We start from the raw sequence: 15,344 nt of genomic DNA, 5'->3' as shown, positions 1-15,344 counted from the left end.
GGAGGGGGAGGGGGAGGACGTGGTGAGGGAGGGGCCGCGGATCCTCATCCTCACCACGTTCGACCTCGACGAGTACGTCTACGAGGCGCTGACCGCCGGCGCGAGCGGCTTCCTGCTGAAGGACGTCACGGCGGAGCATCTCTTCGACGCGGTACGGGTCGTGGCCGCCGGCGAGGCCCTGCTGGCCCCGACGGTGACCCGGCGGCTGATCGAGGAGTTCGCCCGTCAGCGCCGGACGATTCCGGCGCCGCAGCAGCAGGGGCTGCCGACGCTCACCCCACGCGAGACGGAGGTGCTGCGGCTCGTCGCCCAGGGACTGTCCAACCCGGAGATCGCCGCGGGGCTGCATGTCAGCGAGGAGACGGTGAAGACCCATGTGAGCCGGATCCTCAACAAGCTCGGGCTGCGGGACCGCACCCAGGCGGTGGTGGCGGCGTACGAGTCGGGGGTGGTGGTGCCGGGGACCCGAGCCTGATCCGCGGGCGGCGGTGCGGCCGGGGCACGGGGGCCGCCGGGGACCATCGCGCCGTGGGCGGGACACCGGCCGGCAAGGCCCCGCGCCGTGGCCGTGGACGCGGCCCGGGAAACTCCCGCGCCGCGTCGGGGAAGCGGCGGTTAGCCTGCGGCCATGTCACTCCTTCCCGCCACCCGCCGCGCCCTGCTCCACCGCCTCGCCACCGCCCAGGCCCAGGGCCGTACCCCCTCGCTGGCCGCCGCCGTGGTCCGTGACGGGGAGACGGTGTGGACCGGATCGCGCAGCATGCTCGGCGACGGGCACGCGCCCGACGCCGGCACCCAGTACCGCATCGGGTCCATCACCAAGACGTTCGTCGCCGTCCTCGTCATGCGGCTGCGCGACGAGGGGCTCATCGACCTCGCCGACCCGCTCGACACCCACCTCAAGGGCACCCAGGCCGGCTCCGCCACCATCCATCAGCTCCTCACCCACACCGCCGGCCTCGGCGCCGAGCCCCGCGGCCCCTGGTGGGAGCGCACCCCGGGAAGTCTGCGGCCCGACATCGCCGCCCTGTACGACGAGTCCGCGCAGACCGTCCTCGAGCCCGGCCGCCGGCACCACTACTCCAACCCCGGCTTCGCCTACCTCGGCGCCCTCGTCGAGCAGGTGCGCGGCGCCGCCTGGGGCGACGTGCTCACCGACGAGGTGCTGGAGCCCCTCGGCATGACCCGTACCACCCTGCTGCCCGAGGCCCCGCACGCCGGGGGCTTCGCCGTGCACCCCTGGGCCGACGTGATGCTGCCCGAGCCCCTCACCGACACCGGCGCGATGGGCCCCGCCGGGCAGCTCTGGTCGACGACCGGGGACCTGGCGCGGTTCGCGGCGTTCCTCGCCGAAGGCGCCGACGGGGTGCTCGGCGCGGACACCCTCGAGGAGATGCGCACCCCCGCCGCCCCGCCCGCCTTCGGCAGCTGGGACGCCGGACAGGGACTGGGCGTCCAGCTGTCCCGTACCCCGGACGGGCGGATCATCGCCGGGCACTCCGGATCCATGCCCGGCTTCCTCGCCTCGCTCCATCTGAGCGTCGAGGAGGGCCTGGCCTCCGTCGTCCTCACCAACGTCACCTCCGGCATGACCACCACCGCCGTCGCCAACGACCTGATCCGCCTCGTCGCCGAGCACGAGCCCCGCTTCCCCGACCCCTGGCGCCCGCTCGACGCCGACGCGGTCGACCCGGCGCTGCTGGACCTCACCGGCCCCTGGTACTGGGGCGCCAACCCCTTCGCCCTGCACCTCAAGGCCGACCGCCGGCTCCAGCTCACCCCGCTGGGCGCCGCGGGCCGCGCCTCCCGTTTCCGGCCGGAGGCGGACGGGACCTGGACCGGGCTCGACGGGTACTACACGGGCGAGACCCTGCGCGTACGACGGGGCGCGGACGGCGAGGTCACCCACCTCGACCTCGCGACGTTCGTCCTCACGCGCAAGCCGTACGACCCAAAGGCGCCCGTCCCCGGCGGCAGTGACGGGTGGACGCCGGCCTCGTAGGGCGTCACGCCGTCAGTTCGCGCTCCAGCGGGGTGCGGAAGCGGGGTGTCGCCCGCGCCTCGCCGATCAGGTCGGCGAGGCGCGTCGCCTCCGCCTCCACCGCGGCGGTGAGTTCGGCGGAGGACTCGAGGAGGCGCCACACCACCTCGCCGTCGGGGCGCTGCGCCCAGCCGCCGACGATGCGGCCGTTCCACCAGACGGTGGGGCCGATGTTGCCGCTGCGGTCGTAGAGGCCGACGTCGCCGGCCGGCAGGAACCACTCCCGTTCCTTCCACCCCATCGGGGTCGGGTCCAGGGCCGGCAGGAGGGCGGCCCAGGGCTGGTCGGGAGGGGTTTCACGTGAAACATCGTCGGGCGCCACGTAGGCTGGGCGGCCGTCCTCCAGGGTGACCTCCGCCGCGCCGGCCGCCGCGAGGGCCTTGCGGGCCGCCGTGCGGGTCCAGCCCGTCCACCAGGTGAAGTCCGCCTCCGTGCCGGGGCCGTAGGCGGTGAGCCAGTGGGCCGCGATGTCCGCGCGGGCGTCGGCTTCGGGGAGTTCGGGGTACGCCTCGCCCGGGGCCCAGCGGAATTGGCTCGACGTCCAGGAGCCCTTGGGGCGGCCCCGGCGGATGCGGCCGTCGGCGGCCAGTACGCGGATGACGCGGGAGGCTACGCCGGTTTCGGTTTCCTGCTTCGTGCCGGGGAAGACGGTGATCTTGGTTTTTAGCAGGGGGTTCGCCGCGGAAATTTCCTGGCCTGTTGCCTCGCCTCTTTCCTTCAGAACGGCCAGGACGGCTTCCTCGGCTTCGGCCAGCCAGGTTTCGTCCTTGTTGTTCCAGGTGGTGAGGTGTTTGAGGAGGGCTTTACGTTCCTTCGCCGCGATTTCACGGGCGGCTGCGGCGTCGATCTGGGGGGCCAGGGTGTGGCTGACGGCGAAGAGGGTGCGGCGCATTGCCAGCAGCTTCACCAGCTGCGGGGGGTTTTCGTAGAGGGCGTCGGATACGGCGGTCAGGGACGGGGTTTGCATGCGGAGGGCCGCTGAGAGGTAGACCGTTGCGGGGTCTGTGGCGTGGAGGGCCACCAGGGCGGTGGCGACGTCCTCCGGTGTGGTTACTTTGGCTCCACCGGTGAGGGCGTGGCGGGTTGCGAGGCGGGCGCGTCTTTCCGTGTTCGCGATGCGTCTCATGGGGTCACGGTATGGGCTGTGGCCGTCGGCCTGCCCGCGCCTTCGGCGCGGGGGGATTCCCACCCGCAGCCGCCCGTTACCGGCTGGCAGGGGCACCCCAGGCCGACTACGTCACAGCTGCCTCTTGAACCCCACATGCGAAGCCTCGAACCCCAGCCGCTCATAAAACCGATGCGCATCCACCCGCCGCGCATCCGACGTCAGCTGCACCAGCCCGCACCCCAGCCGGGACGACTCCCCCACCGCCCACTCGATCAGCCGCGTCCCCAACCCCCCGCCCCGCTCCGAGTGATGCACGCGCACCGCCTCGATCACCGAGCGCACCAGCCCCGTACGGGACAGGCCCGGGATCACCGACAGCTGGAGCGTGCCGACCACCCGGCCGGAGCGGACGGCCACCACCAGATGCTGGTTCGGGTCCGCCGCGATCCGGTCGAAGGCGGCGTCGTACGGCGTGAGGTCCTCCGGCGACTCCCGCTGGGCCGCGATGGGGTCGTGTGCCAGCATCGCGACGATCGCCGGGATGTCGGACCGTACCGCCGGGCGGATCTCGAGATCGTTCATGGCCGCAGCCTAAGCCGGGGCCGGCAACGCCTCCACCGCCGCCACCAGCGGCGCCAGCTCGGGCCGCTTGGCCGCCTCCGTCAGGGCCTCGCGCAGCGCCGCCTCGTACCCGGGGCGGGCCTGTTCGAGCAGCGCCCGGCCGGCGGGGCTGACCTCGGTGTAGATGCCGCGGCGGTCGGTGGCGCAGAGGTAGCGCAGGAGCAGGCCGCGGTCCTCGAGGCGGGTGACCAGCCGGGTGGTCGCGCTCTGGCTGAGCGCGACCGTGTCCGCGAGCTGGTTCATCCGCAGGTGGAAGGAGTCCTGCCGGTTCAGCACGTCGAGCACCTGGTACTCCCGCGCGCTCAGCCCGTGGCCCTTCTGCAGCACCCGCTCGATGTGGGTCTCGATCCGCGCGTGCAGCGCGGCGAGCGCCGCCCAGCCCTGTCCCAGTGCCTGGAGCTGCTCGTCTGTCGCCGACATACGCGGCCTCCTTGCCCGGTGCGGCTCGCCCGCGTCCGTAGCACCAGACTACGGGAAAGCCGCAATATCCCGCGCTCTCGGGCAACGGGCGCATGCAAGCAAAGGGAATCACTCCGCCCACGGCAGCGGATGCTTCCGGCCGTCCGGCGTGAGCGCCACACCCCCATGAGCCATCGACACCACGGCCTCCACCGCCTCCCCCGCCGACCGGAACTGCCGCATCACGTCCGGCGGGACGACCACCGTGTCCCCCGCGGACAGGGTGGCGTCGCGCCCGTCGCAGGTGACGCCGAGGGTCCCGGACAGCACGGCCCAGACCTGCTCCCGGTCGATCCCGTGGACCGGACCGAGTGCGCCCGGCTCGAGCCGCACCCGCCACACGGCGAGCTCACGGGACCCCAGGGAAGGGGTGGCGAGCCGGGTCATGGCGGCGTTCGGGGTGGTGACGACATGTGAGTCGGACGGGGTGATCACGTTCATGCGAGTCAAGCTCCTTTACTCAACGAGGACAGTGACGAGTAAAGGAGCTTGACTCACGTATGTCAAGATAGATCCGTGACTGAACAGGACGGACCGGAGCTGACCTTCCTCCTGGGCCTCGGCTTCCAGCTCGTGCTCGGCGAGTTCACCGCCCGCGTGGCCGCCGCCGGCTACCCCGACCTGCGCCCGGTGCACGGCATGGTCTTCCAGATCCTGCACGCCCAAGGCACCACCGGCACCGAACTGGCCGCCCGCCTCGGCGTGACGAAACAGGCCGCCGGCCAGATCGTCGACGACCTCGAACGCCGGGGCTACCTCCGCCGCGAACCCCACCCCGCCGGCGGCCGCCGCAAGCTCGTCGTCCTCACGGACGCGGCCCGACGCCACCTCATGACCGCCGGCGCCATCCTCCACGAACTCGAGGCGGAGCTCGGCGACCGCACCGGCGCCGACATCCCCACCCTGCGCCGCGAACTCTCCCGCCTGGTCACCGGCCTCTCCGACGGCGAACCCCCGCCCCTGCGCCCGGTGTGGTGAGCGCACCCCCGAATAAGCAGTCGACGACCCCCCGCCAGGTCGTGCAAGGTACCCCCGTGCCTGAACTCGCCCTCACCGAAGCCCCCGTACGCGAACTCACCGCCGGCGACCTGCCCCGGCTGCTGGACCTCGGCGAGGACCGGGGGTGGAGCCGTGAAGTGCGCAAATGGCAGCTGCTGCTGCAGGTCGGCACGGTCTACGGGACCGAGGCGCCGGACGGCCGGGGCCTGGCGAGCGCGCTCGCGCTCACCCGGTACGGCCCTGGGCTGGCGGCGATCGGCATGGTTCTCACCGCCGAGCGCTACGCCCGCCGGGGCCTCGGCCGGCGCACCGTGCGGCACGCCCTGACAGCCGCCGGCGACGCGGTCGTCACCCTGCACGCGACGCCCAGCGGGCGCCCGCTGTACGAGGAGCTCGGGTTCCGGGCGGTGAGCAGGGCGCCGATGCGGACGGGAGAGTTCCGGCCCGATCCGGCGGTGGACGCCGCAGGAGTGCGCCCGGCGCGGGCCACCGATCTGGGGCCGATCCGGGCCCTGGACCTGGAGGTCTTCGGGGCGGACCGGACGTCGCTGCTCACCCGGCTGCCGTCGTTCTGCGACCAGTTGCTGGTGGCGGAGGAAGGGGGCAGGCTGACCGGGTTCGCGGGGAGCTGGCGGAACGTCGGCGGGACCGTGATCGGGCCGGTCGTCGGGGACTCGCAGGACACCGCGAAGGCCCTGATCGCGGCGCTGGCCAGGAGCGCCCAGGGGCGGCTGCGGCTGGACGTGGACGTACGGCACGCGGAGCTGTGCGACTGGCTGGACGCGCGGGGCCTGCGCGGGGCGGACTGGGAGCAGTCGGTGATGGTGTACGGGGCCGACGAGGCGCCGGGCGACATCCGGCGGCGGTTCGTCCCGGTGACGGTGGCGCTGTGACCGGTAGTAGCCTCCCCCGCATATGACCAGACTGCACATCTTCGACCTCGACGGCACCCTCATGCACGGCACCTCGACCAGCGTCCTGCTGGCCGGCGAGCTGGGCCTGGAGCCGGAGTTCCGGGAGCTGGACGCCGCGATCGGCTCCGGGCGCATCGACACGTACGAGTACGGCCGCCGGGCCTACGACCTGTGGCGGGACCTCACGCAGGACATGACGGCCAGCGCCTTCGCCAAGGCGCCCTGGCTGGCCGGGATACGCGAGGTGTGGGCCGACATCACCGCCCGCGGCGACCACTGCGCGGTGGTGTCCCTCGCGCCGAGCTTCTTCGTCGAGCGGCTGCTCGACTGGGGCGCGCACGCCGCGCACGGCTCCGTCTTCCCCACGCCGCCCTTCCGCGAACCCCTCGACATCGCGGGGATCCTCGGCCCCCCGGACAAGGTGCGGATAGCCGACGCGCTGTGCGCCGGATACGGGCTGACCCGCGCCGACATCACCGCGTACGGCGACTCCTTCTCCGACGCCGACCTGTTCGCGGTGGCGCCGCGTTCGGTGGCCGTCAACGCCGACCACCATGTGGCGGGGCTGGCCACGCACGCGTACACGGGGCGGGATCTGCGGGAGGCATATGCCCTGGTGAATGACGCACCGTAGCGACCGTGGGGCGTATGGGAGCCGGTTTGCCGAAAGGCGTCCCATCCCGATTCGCAGGGTGACATTCTCGTCGTACGACGGCTGTGGTCTTCGGCCGTCCCCCCGCCGTCCGGTCCGACCGCCGGCCCGGGGGCGCACCCCCCGGAACGATGCGGTACCGGCGAGGCACAGTGACCAACGCACAGCGCGACGAAGGGCTGGGGGACGCCGCCCTCATCCGCCGCACGCTCGAGTACGTCTCCCCCGTCGCCGACGAGGCCACGGGGTACTTCTACGCCCTGCTCTTCCTCCATCACCCGCACACCCGCGACATGTTCCCCGTCGCCATGGACACCCAGCGCGACCGCCTGTTCAAGGCGCTGCTCGCCGCCGGACTGCTGCTCGAGGAGCCCGACCGGCTCACCGCCTTCCTGCGGGACCTGGGCCGCGGCCACCGCAAGTACGGGACGCGGTCCCCCGATTACCCGGCCGTCGGCCAGTGCCTCCTCGCCGCGCTCGCGCGCTACGCCGGTGAGGTGTGGTCGCCGCGGACGGAGGCGGCGTGGGTGCGGGCGTACGCGGCGATCTCGCAGACGATGATCGACGCCGCCGAGGAGGACGCGCTGCGCAACCCCCCGTGGTGGCTCGCCGAGATCGTCTCCCACGAGGCGCGCACCACGGACGTCGCGGTCCTGATCGTCCGCCCCGAGCAGCCGTACGCCTTCACGCCCGGCCAGTACACGGCGATCGAGACGCCCTGGTGGCCCCGGGTGTGGCGGCACTACTCCTTCGCGACCGCGCCCCGCGCCGACGGTCTGCTGTCGTTCCACGTCCGGGCCGTCCCGGCCGGCTGGGTCTCCACCTCGCTGGTCCGCCGTGCCCGCCCCGGCGACGTCGTACGGCTGGGCCCGCCGCTCGGCTCGATGACCGTGGACCACACCGCGGCCAGCGATCTGCTGTGCCTGGGCGGCGGTACGGGCATCGCGCCGATCCGCGCGATGGTGGAGGACGTGGCGCGGCACGGGTCGCACCGGGAGATGCAGGTCTTCTACGGGGCGCGGCGCGAGGACGACCTGTACGACCTGGAGAACCTACGGCGGTTCGAGCGCGCGTACTCCTGGCTCACGGTGCACCCGGTGGTCGGCGCGCTGCCGGAGGCGGTGAGCCGGCGCGGGCCGTGGACGGAGTACGACGCGTATCTCGCCGGCCCGCCGCCGATGGTGCGCAGCGGGGTGCGGATCCTGACGGAGGGCGGGGTGCCGGCGGGGGCGATCCGGCACGACGACCTCGAGCACCTCGTACGTGACTAGCCGAGGTCGGGGGCCAGCATCGCCCGTACTCCCTCGATGTTCTCCCGCAGGAAGGCCTGCAGCGTCGGGGGGACGACGTCCACGGAGTCCACGCCCTCGCGGGTGAACGGCAGGCGGACCACCTCGTACGTGCCGCACGGCTCGTCGACCTCGGGGCCGTGTCTGAGGGAGAGGTCCATCGTCTCCAGGCGGCAGACGAAGAAGTGCTGCACCTTCACCCCGTGCGCCGCGTGGTGCGTGGAGTGGCGGACGGTGTCGACGAAGACGGGGACGACGTCGGTGACCTTGGCGCCGAGCTCCTCGTCCACCTCCCGGTGGAGGGCGTCGACCACCGTGGTGTCCTCCGGCTCCACGCCGCCGCCGGGGGTGATCCAGTACGGGGCGTGGCCGGGCTTGGTGCGTTTGATGAGGATGAGGTCGGCGTCGTCGAGCAGGATCGCGCGGGCGGTTCTCTTGACCACGGGCCTATCGGTCATGGGGGGAGTGTGGCACGTGGTCCGGGTTTTCAAACCCCGGTTATTGGGTTGGCCGGGCGGCTCCGGCGCAGGGTGCGTGGGAAGACCCGTCTTTCGGCTGGGGGTTCGGGGGTTATCCCCCGAGAAAACGCAGTGGGGCGCGTAGTGGTGCATGACGGACCGTCACCACTCCGTCGCGGCTCGTATCAGCGTCTCGTGCGCCCGCGCCAGATGCGGCAGCGCCAGCGCCCCGGCCCGTACCGACAGCACATACGTCCGTATCGGCGGCACCGCCGGCCGTCCCACCGCCACCACCCGCCCCTCGCGCAGCTCCGCGTCGCACAGATACCGGGGCAGCACCGCCAGCCCCGCCCCCGCGACCGCGCAGGCCAGTGCCGCGCGCAGATCGGGCACGACGACCGCGGCCGAGGCGGCGGGGCCGGTGCCGTACACCTCCGCCCAGTACCGCGTGACGAACGGCAGGCTCTCGTGCACCTCGATCACCGGCACCGACTCCGGCGCCACCCCCGCCCAGCGCCCCCCGGCGACCAGCACCAGCTCCTCGTCCCACAGCGGCGTCGCCGTCAGCGCGCCCCCGCGCGGCCGGGACGCGGTGACCGTCAGATCGTGCCGCCCCGCCGCCAGCCCCTCGAGGGTGTCGCCGTCCGGCCCGTACGCCGCCCGGACCGCCAGCCCCCCGGCGACCAGCGGGCCGAGCGCCGGCAGCACCCGCAGCGCCAGGAACTCCGGCGGTCCCGCCAGATGCAGCGTGGCCGGGGCGTCCGGCCCCTCGTACGTCAGCGCCAGCAGCGCGTCCAGATGCGGCGCCGCCTTGTGCGCCAGCTCCTCCCCCAGCGTGGTGGGGGTCACGCCGCGGGCCCCGCGGACGAACAGCGGGCGGCCCAGCTGACGCTCCAGCGCGCGGATCTGTCCGGTGACCGCCGGCTGCGACAGGCCCAGCAGCGCGGCGGCCCGGGTGAGGGAGCCGGCCCGGTGGACGGCGACGAAGGTACGCAGCAGCGCCGGATCCATGCCCGCCCACCCCTCCCCACACGAACCGCGTACATCTATAAAAATGTCGATAGGTCTCCATCGAAACCGTGATTGGACACTGACGGAGAGTCAACTAGCCTTGATGTTCGCGGTTCTTCGCGCGTAGCGACCAGTGCGCGGAGCGTCCGGCTCCGAGCCAGAGGGGGGAGGCTCGGACCGGGCGCGACGCCTCGCCCCGCCGCGGGGAGCCCGCAGGGCAGCGCCCCCGGGCCGGTGAAGCCGGTCCGGGGGCGCTGTACCGCGTACGAATGCCTCAGCCGGCCGCCCGCTCCAGGGCCTGCGTCAGATCCGCGACCAGGTCCGCCGGGTCCTCCACCCCCACCGACAGCCGGATGAAGCCCTCCGGCACCTCGTCGCCCCACCGCCCGCGCCGTTCGGCGGAGCTGCGTACGCCCCCGAAGCTCGTCGCGTCGTCGACCAGCCGCAGCGCCGCCAGGAACCGCTCGGCGAACTCCTTCGACGGCAGGGTGAACGACACCACGCACCCGAACCGGCTCATCTGCGCGACAGCCCGCGCGTGCGACGGATCCTCCGGCAGCCCCGGATGCCGTACGCCGGCGACCTCCGCCCGCGACCGCAGCGCCCGCGCCACGGCCAGCGCGTTCGCCGCCTGCTGCCGGGTGCGCAGCTCCATCGTGGCGAGCGACCGGTGCGCCAGCCACGCCTCCATCGGGCCGGGGATGGCCCCGGTGGTCTTGCGCCACAGCCGCAGCCGGGCGGCGAGGGACTCGTCGCGGGTCACGGCGTAGCCGAGGAGGACGTCGGAGTGCCCGGTGACGGCCTTGGTGCCGCTGGCCACCGACAGATCGGCGCCCAGGTCCAGGGGCCGCTGGCCCAGCGGGGTGGCCAGGGTGTTGTCGACGGCGACCAGCGCGCCCCGCTCGTGCGCGGCGGCTGCGAGCCGGCGGATGTCGCAGACGTCGAGCTTGGGGTTGGACGGCGTCTCCAGCCACAGCAGCCGCACCCCGTCGAGCAGCGCCAGCTGCGCGTCGCCGGCGGTCGGCGCGGCCCGCACCTCGACGTCGTACGCCTCCAGCTGGTCCCGCAGCACGCCCCCGATCAGCGTGTACGCGTCGGACGGCACCGCCACCGCGTCCCCGGGCCGCAGCAGCGACAGCATCACGGCCGCGATCGCCCCCATCCCCGAGGCGAAGGTCACGGCGTGCGCCGGCGTCCCCGGCGACTCCAGCTCCGCGAGGGCGTCCTCCAGCCGGGTCCACGTCGGGTTGCCGTCGCGGGCGTAGGTGTACGGGGCGCCCGCCGGATCGCCCGGGAGGTGGTAGTGCGAGGTGAAGACGGGCCCGGGGAAGGGCGGTTCGTACGGGGAGCGCTCGGGGACACCCGCGTGTACGGCGCGGGTGGCGTCGGAGGTCCCGGCGAGGTGGTCGGCCATGTGCCCCATCATGCGTCACGGCGGCCGGGCGGGGGCCGCCGTCTCGACACGTGGTCTCTCGTAAAGGGGCTGATCAGTCGCGGTCCATGACCATGTTCAGGGCCCACGACACGACGCTGATCACCAGGGCGCCGCCCACGGCGGTCCAGAAGCCGTCCACCTCGAAGCTGAGGTCGGCCTGGTCGGCGATCCACGAGGTCAGCAGCAGCATCAGCGCGTTGATGACCAGCGTGAACAGGCCCAGCGTCAGCACCAGCGCGGGCAGGGCGAACAGCTTGACGACGGGCTTGATGATGCCGTTGACGAGGCCGAAGATGAGGGCGACCAGGATGAGGCCCAGCACCTCCTTGCCCGTGTCGTCGCCGGTCAGCCGGATGCCTTCGAACAGCCAGACGGCGACGGCGAGGGCCGCCGCGTTGGCCAGGGTCTTGACGAGAAAGCTCTTCATAATGAGATCGTTTCCATGGGGGACAGGGATAACCGGAAGCTATCGGATCGCACACGAGGCGGGGCAGACGTAGATGAAGGCATTCCGGCTGGACGAGCTGGAGGCGGAGCGCCGCGCGAACGACGGGGCGTATCTGCAGTTCCTGCGCGAACGGAACATGTCGGTCGGTCTGTACGCGCTGGACGCCGGCGCCCCGGACCCGCAGCAGCCGCACCGGCAGGACGAGGTCTACTTCGTCGTCAGCGGGCGTGCCTCGATCACCGTGGGGCAGGAGACGACCCAGGTGGCCCGGGGCAGTGTCGTGTACGTGCCGGCCGGGGTGCCGCACAAGTTCCACCACATCACCGAGGACCTGCGGGTCATGGTGGTGTTCTCCCCGCCGGAGGCCTGATCCCGGGCCGCGGCGGTCGGGGCGGGCTCTCAGGGTTTCTCTCAGGGTTCGTTCCGGGACGGACCGGGGCCCTCGGCCCTCCCGTCCGCACCGGCGCCGTCCTAGCCTGGAGGTACCGGGGAAGTTCCCGGGCCCCTCAGCAGTCAACAGGAGTCAACCGTGTCCCTCAATGAGATCGCCAAGGGCCTGCCGTGGTGGGTCAAGTGGGTCGCCGTACCGGTGATCGCCCTCGTCGTCTTCGGCGGGCTGCTGATGAGCCTCATCGGCTTCGTCGTCGCCCTGCTCTTCAAGGTGCTGGTCTTCGCGGCCCTGGTCGCCGCGCTGATCTTTGTCGTACGGAAGTTCAAGGACTCCGGCAGCGGGTCCCGCGGCAGCTGGTGACGGACGCGTCGGCCGCACGGGGCGGCCGACGCGCGGGTACCGCTACTGATCGAGCGCGACCTTCTCCGACTTGATCTTCTCCGGCTTGGTCTCCCCGTTCTTGACCTCGCCGTTCTTCGCGTTCGGGTCCATCGCCGCCAGCAGCTGGCGGGCGAGGCCCAGACCCGTACCGCCCATGGTCAGGGCGCGGGCGAAGATGTCCGACATCCCCTCGGCGCCGTTCAGCACGACCATGTTGTCGACGTTGCCGAACGCGGACGCGCCGGCCTCCACGATCTGCGGCCAGTTCTCGGCGAGCTGCTGGGCGACGACCGCCTCCTGGTTCTCCGCCAGCGCCGCGGCGCGCGCCTTGATGGCGTCCGCCTCGGCCAGCCCCTTCGCCTTCGTGGCCTCGGCGTTCGCCAGACCGCGCGCCTTCGACGCGGCGGCCTCCGCCTCACCCGTCGCCCGCGTCGCCGCCGCGGCCGCGTCACCGCGCGCCCGGGTGGCCTCGGCCTCCGCGCCCGCCGCGGTCTTCACCCGGGTCGCCTCCGCGGCCGCCGCCAGCTCCGTCTCGCGGGCCTTGGCCTGGGCGGCGGAGATCCGGGCGTCGCGCTCGGCCTCGGCCATGGTGCGCTTCTGGTACGCCTGGGCGTCGGCCGGCTTGCGCACGTCCGCCTGCAGCTGCTGCTCCCGGCGCTGGGCCTCGAGCTCCGCGACGCGGGTCTCCTCGACCACGACCTCCTGCTGCGCGGCGGCGGCGGCCAGCGGTCCGGCCTGCTGGGCGCGGGCGGACGCCTTGTCCCGTTCGGCCTGGTAGCCGGCCTGCAGGATCTCGCTGTCGCGGGTGGCCTCGGACATCCGGGCCGCGGCGGCCTGCTCGGCCTCGGTGGCCAGCCGGTCCGCCTCGGCCTGCGCGATCCGCGCGTCCCGGCGGACGGCGGCGGCGTGCGGGGCGGAGAGGTTGGTGATGTAGCCGGTGGGGTCCTGGATCTCGTGGATCTGCAGCGAGTCGATGATCAGACCCAGCTTCTCCATCTCCGTACCGGACGCGTGCCGGGTCTCGCCCGTCAGCCGCTCCCGGTCGCGGATCATCTCCTCGACGGTCAGCCCGCCGACGATGGACCGCAGATGTCCCGCGAACACGTTGTGCACCCGCTCGGCCATGAACCGCTGCTGGTCCAGGAAACGGCGGGCGGCGTTGGCGACGGACACGTAGTCGTCGCCGACCTTGAAGATGACGACGCCGTGCACCTTGAGCGGTATGCCCTGCTTGGTGACGCAGTCGACGTTGAGCTCGGCCTCGTTCAGGTCGAGCGACAGCTTCCGTACGACCTGGACACCGGGCATGACGAGCGTGCCGCGACCGGTGACGATACGGAAGCCCATGCCCTCCTCGAGACCTTCGGTGCGGTGCTTGGAGCCGGAGATGATGAGGGCCTCGTTGGGCTCGGCCACCCGCCACATGAGCTTGAACACGATGATGACGACAAGGAGCGCGAGCAGCGCGCCCCCCGCGATGACGCCGACGAACATCGGCAACTCCCCCTAGAGCCTCGGTCCCCCGTTGGGGCCGATCAAGGGCAGTGTGCTCCTGCGGAGTCAACCCGCATAAGTCCCTGACACAGCTTTGACGTTGCCTTGATACACAGTTGGGGGAGACCCTGCTCAGGGGCACGGGCGAGGAGGACGGCATGGGGGACGCGCGGATGCTGGGGCTGCGGGGGCGGGTGACCGGGACGGTCGGGCCGGGGCTGGTCGGCGAGGTGATGATCTCGGTACGGGGCGGGGCGGAGGCGTTCTACGCGTACTCCTTTGAGAACGGGCTGCGGATCCCGGTGGGGACGATGGTGGTGGTCGTGGAGTACCAGGCGCCGCGGACGGTGTACGTGGAGCCCATGTAAGCGCGGGCTCAGCGCTTACGGCGCCGGCCCCGCCCCTGCGCGGGCGCGGCCGGGGAGCCGCCGGTGTCCGCGGCCAGGACCATCGCCGCCAGCATCGTCGTCAGCGGCACCGAGGCGACCAGACCGATCGAGCCGACCAGGGTCCGTACCACCTCCTGCGTCACGAGCTCGCTGGTCAGCACCCCCGTCACGCCCACCCGCGCGGTCGTGAACAGCAGCAGCAGCGGCAGGGACGCGCCCGCGTACGCCAGGACCAGCGTGTTCACCACGGACGCGATGTGGTCGCGGCCGATGCGCATCGCCGACCCGTAGAGCTTGCGCCAGCTCGCGCCCGGCTCCGCCTGCCGCAGCTCCCACACCGCCGACGCCTGGGTGACGGTCACGTCGTCGAGCACGCCCAGCGAGCCGATCAGCACGCCCGCCAGCAGCAGACCGCTCATCTCGATGCCCGGATACTGCTGGTGGATCAGCCCGGTGAAGTCGTCGGTGGAGCCGGTGAGTTTCGTCCAGCCGATGAACAGCGACCCCAGCAGCCCGATGAGCAGCAGCGACGCCAGCGTGCCGATGGCCGCGACGGACGTACGGGCGTTGAAGCCGTGACTGAGGTACAGGGCGATCAGCATGATCGCGCTGCCCCCGACGACCGCCACCAGCAGCGGGTTCGAACCCTCGATGATCGCGGGGAGGATGAACAGGATGAGGATGGCGAAGCTCACCGCCAGCGCGACCAGCGCCGCCAGCCCGCGCAGCCGCCCGACCAGCACCACGGCCACCGCGAACAGCACCGCGAGGACCATCAGCGGCACCGAGCGCACCACGTCGACGACCGCGTACTGGACCTCCGGCGGGGCCTTCGGCTGGTACGAGACGACCAGCTCCTGGCCCACGTCGTAGCGGCGCAGCGCGCCGGGCGTGACGATGTCCTTGAACGTACGGCCCTTGTTCGGCCCGGAGATGACCTCGATCGTCGCCCGCTCGCACATCTCGTCCGGGTCCGCGTGCCCGTCCGCGGTCCGCGACTGGGCGTTCACCTCCGCGCACTTGACCTCCTCGAGCTCCGTCACCCGCGCCCGCTGGCGCTGGGTGTCGAAGCCGACACCGGTGCGCTCGTGCGACGGCGCGTCGCCCGGCCACAGCGCGAGCATGCCGCCGAACACCAGCAGCGCGAACGGGATCAGCACCGCCGCGATCACCGTCCGCAGTCGGCGCGACGCGGGGGTCGCCGGTCCGTGGTCGTGGCTGTGGCTGTGGGAGTGCGTCACAGGGCGCATCATT

The 15,344-nt window shown here is 72.6% G+C and carries 19 protein-coding genes; 9 read left to right on the top strand and 10 right to left on the bottom strand.

Annotated elements, in window-relative coordinates:
* Together SRB5_RS22280 and SRB5_RS22275 are read left to right on the top strand one after the other, a co-directional pair.
* Window positions 1-475, top strand: a 475-nt coding sequence (locus SRB5_RS22280) for a LuxR C-terminal-related transcriptional regulator (RefSeq protein ID WP_153454785.1), incomplete at its 5' end; no start/stop codon positions are given.
* Between the two features lie 153 nt (window positions 476-628).
* Window positions 629-2,002 (top strand): serine hydrolase domain-containing protein, encoded by a 1,374-nt coding sequence (locus tag SRB5_RS22275; protein WP_153454783.1) that lies wholly within the window; start codon window positions 629-631, stop codon window positions 2,000-2,002.
* 4 nt (window positions 2,003-2,006) lie between these two features.
* On the opposite strand, the gene SRB5_RS22270 is transcribed toward SRB5_RS22275, so the two are convergent.
* The 4 genes from SRB5_RS22270 to SRB5_RS22255 form a co-directional block, all read right to left on the bottom strand.
* Entirely contained in the window at window positions 2,007-3,167 is a 1,161-nt protein-coding gene (locus SRB5_RS22270; protein WP_153454781.1) for a winged helix DNA-binding domain-containing protein, read from the bottom strand.
* Window positions 3,168-3,278: 111 nt separating this feature from the next.
* On the bottom strand, window positions 3,279-3,731 hold the full coding sequence (locus SRB5_RS22265) for a GNAT family N-acetyltransferase (RefSeq protein WP_153454779.1): 453 nt from the start codon (window positions 3,729-3,731) through the stop codon (window positions 3,279-3,281).
* Window positions 3,732-3,740: 9 nt separating this feature from the next.
* On the bottom strand, window positions 3,741-4,190 hold the full coding sequence (locus tag SRB5_RS22260) for a MarR family winged helix-turn-helix transcriptional regulator (protein ID WP_153454777.1): 450 nt from the start codon (window positions 4,188-4,190) through the stop codon (window positions 3,741-3,743).
* A 108-nt stretch (window positions 4,191-4,298) separates the two neighbouring features.
* The gene (locus SRB5_RS22255; RefSeq protein WP_153454775.1) at window positions 4,299-4,670 is read right to left on the bottom strand and encodes a cupin domain-containing protein; all 372 of its coding nucleotides are present in this window, start codon (window positions 4,668-4,670) and stop codon (window positions 4,299-4,301) included.
* Between the two features lie 75 nt (window positions 4,671-4,745).
* Between SRB5_RS22255 and SRB5_RS22250 the strand changes: the two genes are divergently transcribed.
* The 4 genes from SRB5_RS22250 (at window position 4,746) to SRB5_RS22235 (ending at window position 8,065) form a co-directional block, all read left to right on the top strand.
* Window positions 4,746-5,207, top strand: a complete 462-nt coding sequence (locus SRB5_RS22250; protein ID WP_323378292.1) for a MarR family winged helix-turn-helix transcriptional regulator — start codon at window positions 4,746-4,748, stop codon at window positions 5,205-5,207.
* Window positions 5,208-5,263: 56 nt separating this feature from the next.
* Entirely contained in the window at window positions 5,264-6,121 is an 858-nt protein-coding gene (locus tag SRB5_RS22245; protein ID WP_323378291.1) for a GNAT family N-acetyltransferase, read from the top strand.
* Window positions 6,122-6,143: 22 nt separating this feature from the next.
* Complete coding sequence (locus SRB5_RS22240; RefSeq protein ID WP_153454773.1) at window positions 6,144-6,776, top strand: HAD family hydrolase; 633 nt, start codon at window positions 6,144-6,146, stop codon at window positions 6,774-6,776.
* 170 nt (window positions 6,777-6,946) lie between these two features.
* Window positions 6,947-8,065 carry a globin domain-containing protein gene (locus SRB5_RS22235; protein WP_323378290.1) on the top strand — a complete coding sequence of 373 codons (1,119 nt, stop codon included), beginning with the start codon at window positions 6,947-6,949 and terminating at the stop codon, window positions 8,063-8,065.
* Here the strand turns inward: SRB5_RS22235 and SRB5_RS22230 are convergent.
* From SRB5_RS22230 to SRB5_RS22215, 4 genes are all read right to left on the bottom strand, one after another.
* Window positions 8,062-8,541 carry an NUDIX domain-containing protein gene (locus tag SRB5_RS22230; RefSeq protein WP_153454769.1) on the bottom strand — a complete coding sequence of 160 codons (480 nt, stop codon included), beginning with the start codon at window positions 8,539-8,541 and terminating at the stop codon, window positions 8,062-8,064. The genes SRB5_RS22235 and SRB5_RS22230 overlap by 4 nt on opposite strands.
* 162 nt (window positions 8,542-8,703) lie before the next feature.
* A complete protein-coding gene (locus tag SRB5_RS22225) occupies window positions 8,704-9,552 on the bottom strand; it encodes a LysR family transcriptional regulator (protein WP_153454767.1) in 849 nt (282 codons plus the stop codon).
* A 274-nt stretch (window positions 9,553-9,826) separates the two neighbouring features.
* Window positions 9,827-10,966, bottom strand: coding sequence for a cystathionine gamma-lyase (locus SRB5_RS22220; protein WP_228390302.1), 1,140 nt, complete (start codon window positions 10,964-10,966; stop codon window positions 9,827-9,829).
* A gap of 73 nt (window positions 10,967-11,039) precedes the next feature.
* Window positions 11,040-11,414, bottom strand: a complete 375-nt coding sequence (locus SRB5_RS22215; protein WP_153454763.1) for a phage holin family protein — start codon at window positions 11,412-11,414, stop codon at window positions 11,040-11,042.
* A gap of 73 nt (window positions 11,415-11,487) precedes the next feature.
* Here SRB5_RS22215 and SRB5_RS22210 point away from each other — a divergent pair, with 73 nt between their 5' ends.
* A complete protein-coding gene (locus SRB5_RS22210; RefSeq protein WP_153454761.1) occupies window positions 11,488-11,805 on the top strand; it encodes a cupin domain-containing protein in 318 nt (105 codons plus the stop codon).
* A 159-nt stretch (window positions 11,806-11,964) separates the two neighbouring features.
* Window positions 11,965-12,186 carry a DUF5326 family protein gene (locus SRB5_RS22205; protein WP_323378289.1) on the top strand — a complete coding sequence of 74 codons (222 nt, stop codon included), beginning with the start codon at window positions 11,965-11,967 and terminating at the stop codon, window positions 12,184-12,186.
* Window positions 12,187-12,228: 42 nt separating this feature from the next.
* On the opposite strand, the gene SRB5_RS22200 is transcribed toward SRB5_RS22205, so the two are convergent.
* A complete protein-coding gene (locus SRB5_RS22200) occupies window positions 12,229-13,701 on the bottom strand; it encodes an SPFH domain-containing protein (RefSeq protein WP_228390300.1) in 1,473 nt (490 codons plus the stop codon).
* Window positions 13,702-13,859: 158 nt separating this feature from the next.
* Here SRB5_RS22200 and SRB5_RS22195 point away from each other — a divergent pair, with 158 nt between their 5' ends.
* Window positions 13,860-14,069 carry a hypothetical protein gene (locus tag SRB5_RS22195; RefSeq protein WP_153454823.1) on the top strand — a complete coding sequence of 70 codons (210 nt, stop codon included), beginning with the start codon at window positions 13,860-13,862 and terminating at the stop codon, window positions 14,067-14,069.
* An 8-nt stretch (window positions 14,070-14,077) separates the two neighbouring features.
* Here the strand turns inward: SRB5_RS22195 and SRB5_RS22190 are convergent, their stop codons facing one another.
* On the bottom strand, window positions 14,078-15,343 hold the full coding sequence (locus SRB5_RS22190; protein WP_194292993.1) for a YibE/F family protein: 1,266 nt from the start codon (window positions 15,341-15,343) through the stop codon (window positions 14,078-14,080).
* Window position 15,344: the final 1 nt, after the last annotated feature.

The sequence above is a fragment of the Streptomyces smaragdinus genome (assembly GCF_009604385.1).
Classification (GTDB): Bacteria; Actinomycetota; Actinomycetes; order Streptomycetales; family Streptomycetaceae; genus Streptomyces; species Streptomyces smaragdinus.
This window is presented reverse-complemented; position numbering and strand designations above follow the sequence as displayed.

What these genes read in the sequence shown, in the direction of transcription:
- SRB5_RS22275 (WP_153454783.1), top strand. Translation starts at nt 629, where the DNA reads ATGTCACTCCTTCCCGCCACCCGCCGCGCCCTGCTCCACCGCCTCGCC.
- SRB5_RS22270 (WP_153454781.1), bottom strand. Translation starts at nt 3,167, where the DNA reads ATGAGACGCATCGCGAACACGGAAAGACGCGCCCGCCTCGCAACCCGC.
- SRB5_RS22265 (WP_153454779.1), bottom strand. Translation starts at nt 3,731, where the DNA reads ATGAACGATCTCGAGATCCGCCCGGCGGTACGGTCCGACATCCCGGCG.
- SRB5_RS22260 (WP_153454777.1), bottom strand. Translation starts at nt 4,190, where the DNA reads ATGTCGGCGACAGACGAGCAGCTCCAGGCACTGGGACAGGGCTGGGCG.
- SRB5_RS22255 (WP_153454775.1), bottom strand. Translation starts at nt 4,670, where the DNA reads ATGAACGTGATCACCCCGTCCGACTCACATGTCGTCACCACCCCGAAC.
- SRB5_RS22240 (WP_153454773.1), top strand. Translation starts at nt 6,144, where the DNA reads ATGACCAGACTGCACATCTTCGACCTCGACGGCACCCTCATGCACGGC.
- SRB5_RS22230 (WP_153454769.1), bottom strand. Translation starts at nt 8,541, where the DNA reads ATGACCGATAGGCCCGTGGTCAAGAGAACCGCCCGCGCGATCCTGCTC.
- SRB5_RS22225 (WP_153454767.1), bottom strand. Translation starts at nt 9,552, where the DNA reads ATGGATCCGGCGCTGCTGCGTACCTTCGTCGCCGTCCACCGGGCCGGC.
- SRB5_RS22220 (WP_228390302.1), bottom strand. Translation starts at nt 10,966, where the DNA reads ATGGCCGACCACCTCGCCGGGACCTCCGACGCCACCCGCGCCGTACAC.
- SRB5_RS22215 (WP_153454763.1), bottom strand. Translation starts at nt 11,414, where the DNA reads ATGAAGAGCTTTCTCGTCAAGACCCTGGCCAACGCGGCGGCCCTCGCC.
- SRB5_RS22210 (WP_153454761.1), top strand. Translation starts at nt 11,488, where the DNA reads ATGAAGGCATTCCGGCTGGACGAGCTGGAGGCGGAGCGCCGCGCGAAC.
- SRB5_RS22200 (WP_228390300.1), bottom strand. Translation starts at nt 13,701, where the DNA reads ATGTTCGTCGGCGTCATCGCGGGGGGCGCGCTGCTCGCGCTCCTTGTC.
- SRB5_RS22195 (WP_153454823.1), top strand. Translation starts at nt 13,860, where the DNA reads ATGGGGGACGCGCGGATGCTGGGGCTGCGGGGGCGGGTGACCGGGACG.
- SRB5_RS22190 (WP_194292993.1), bottom strand. Translation starts at nt 15,343, where the DNA reads ATGATGCGCCCTGTGACGCACTCCCACAGCCACAGCCACGACCACGGA.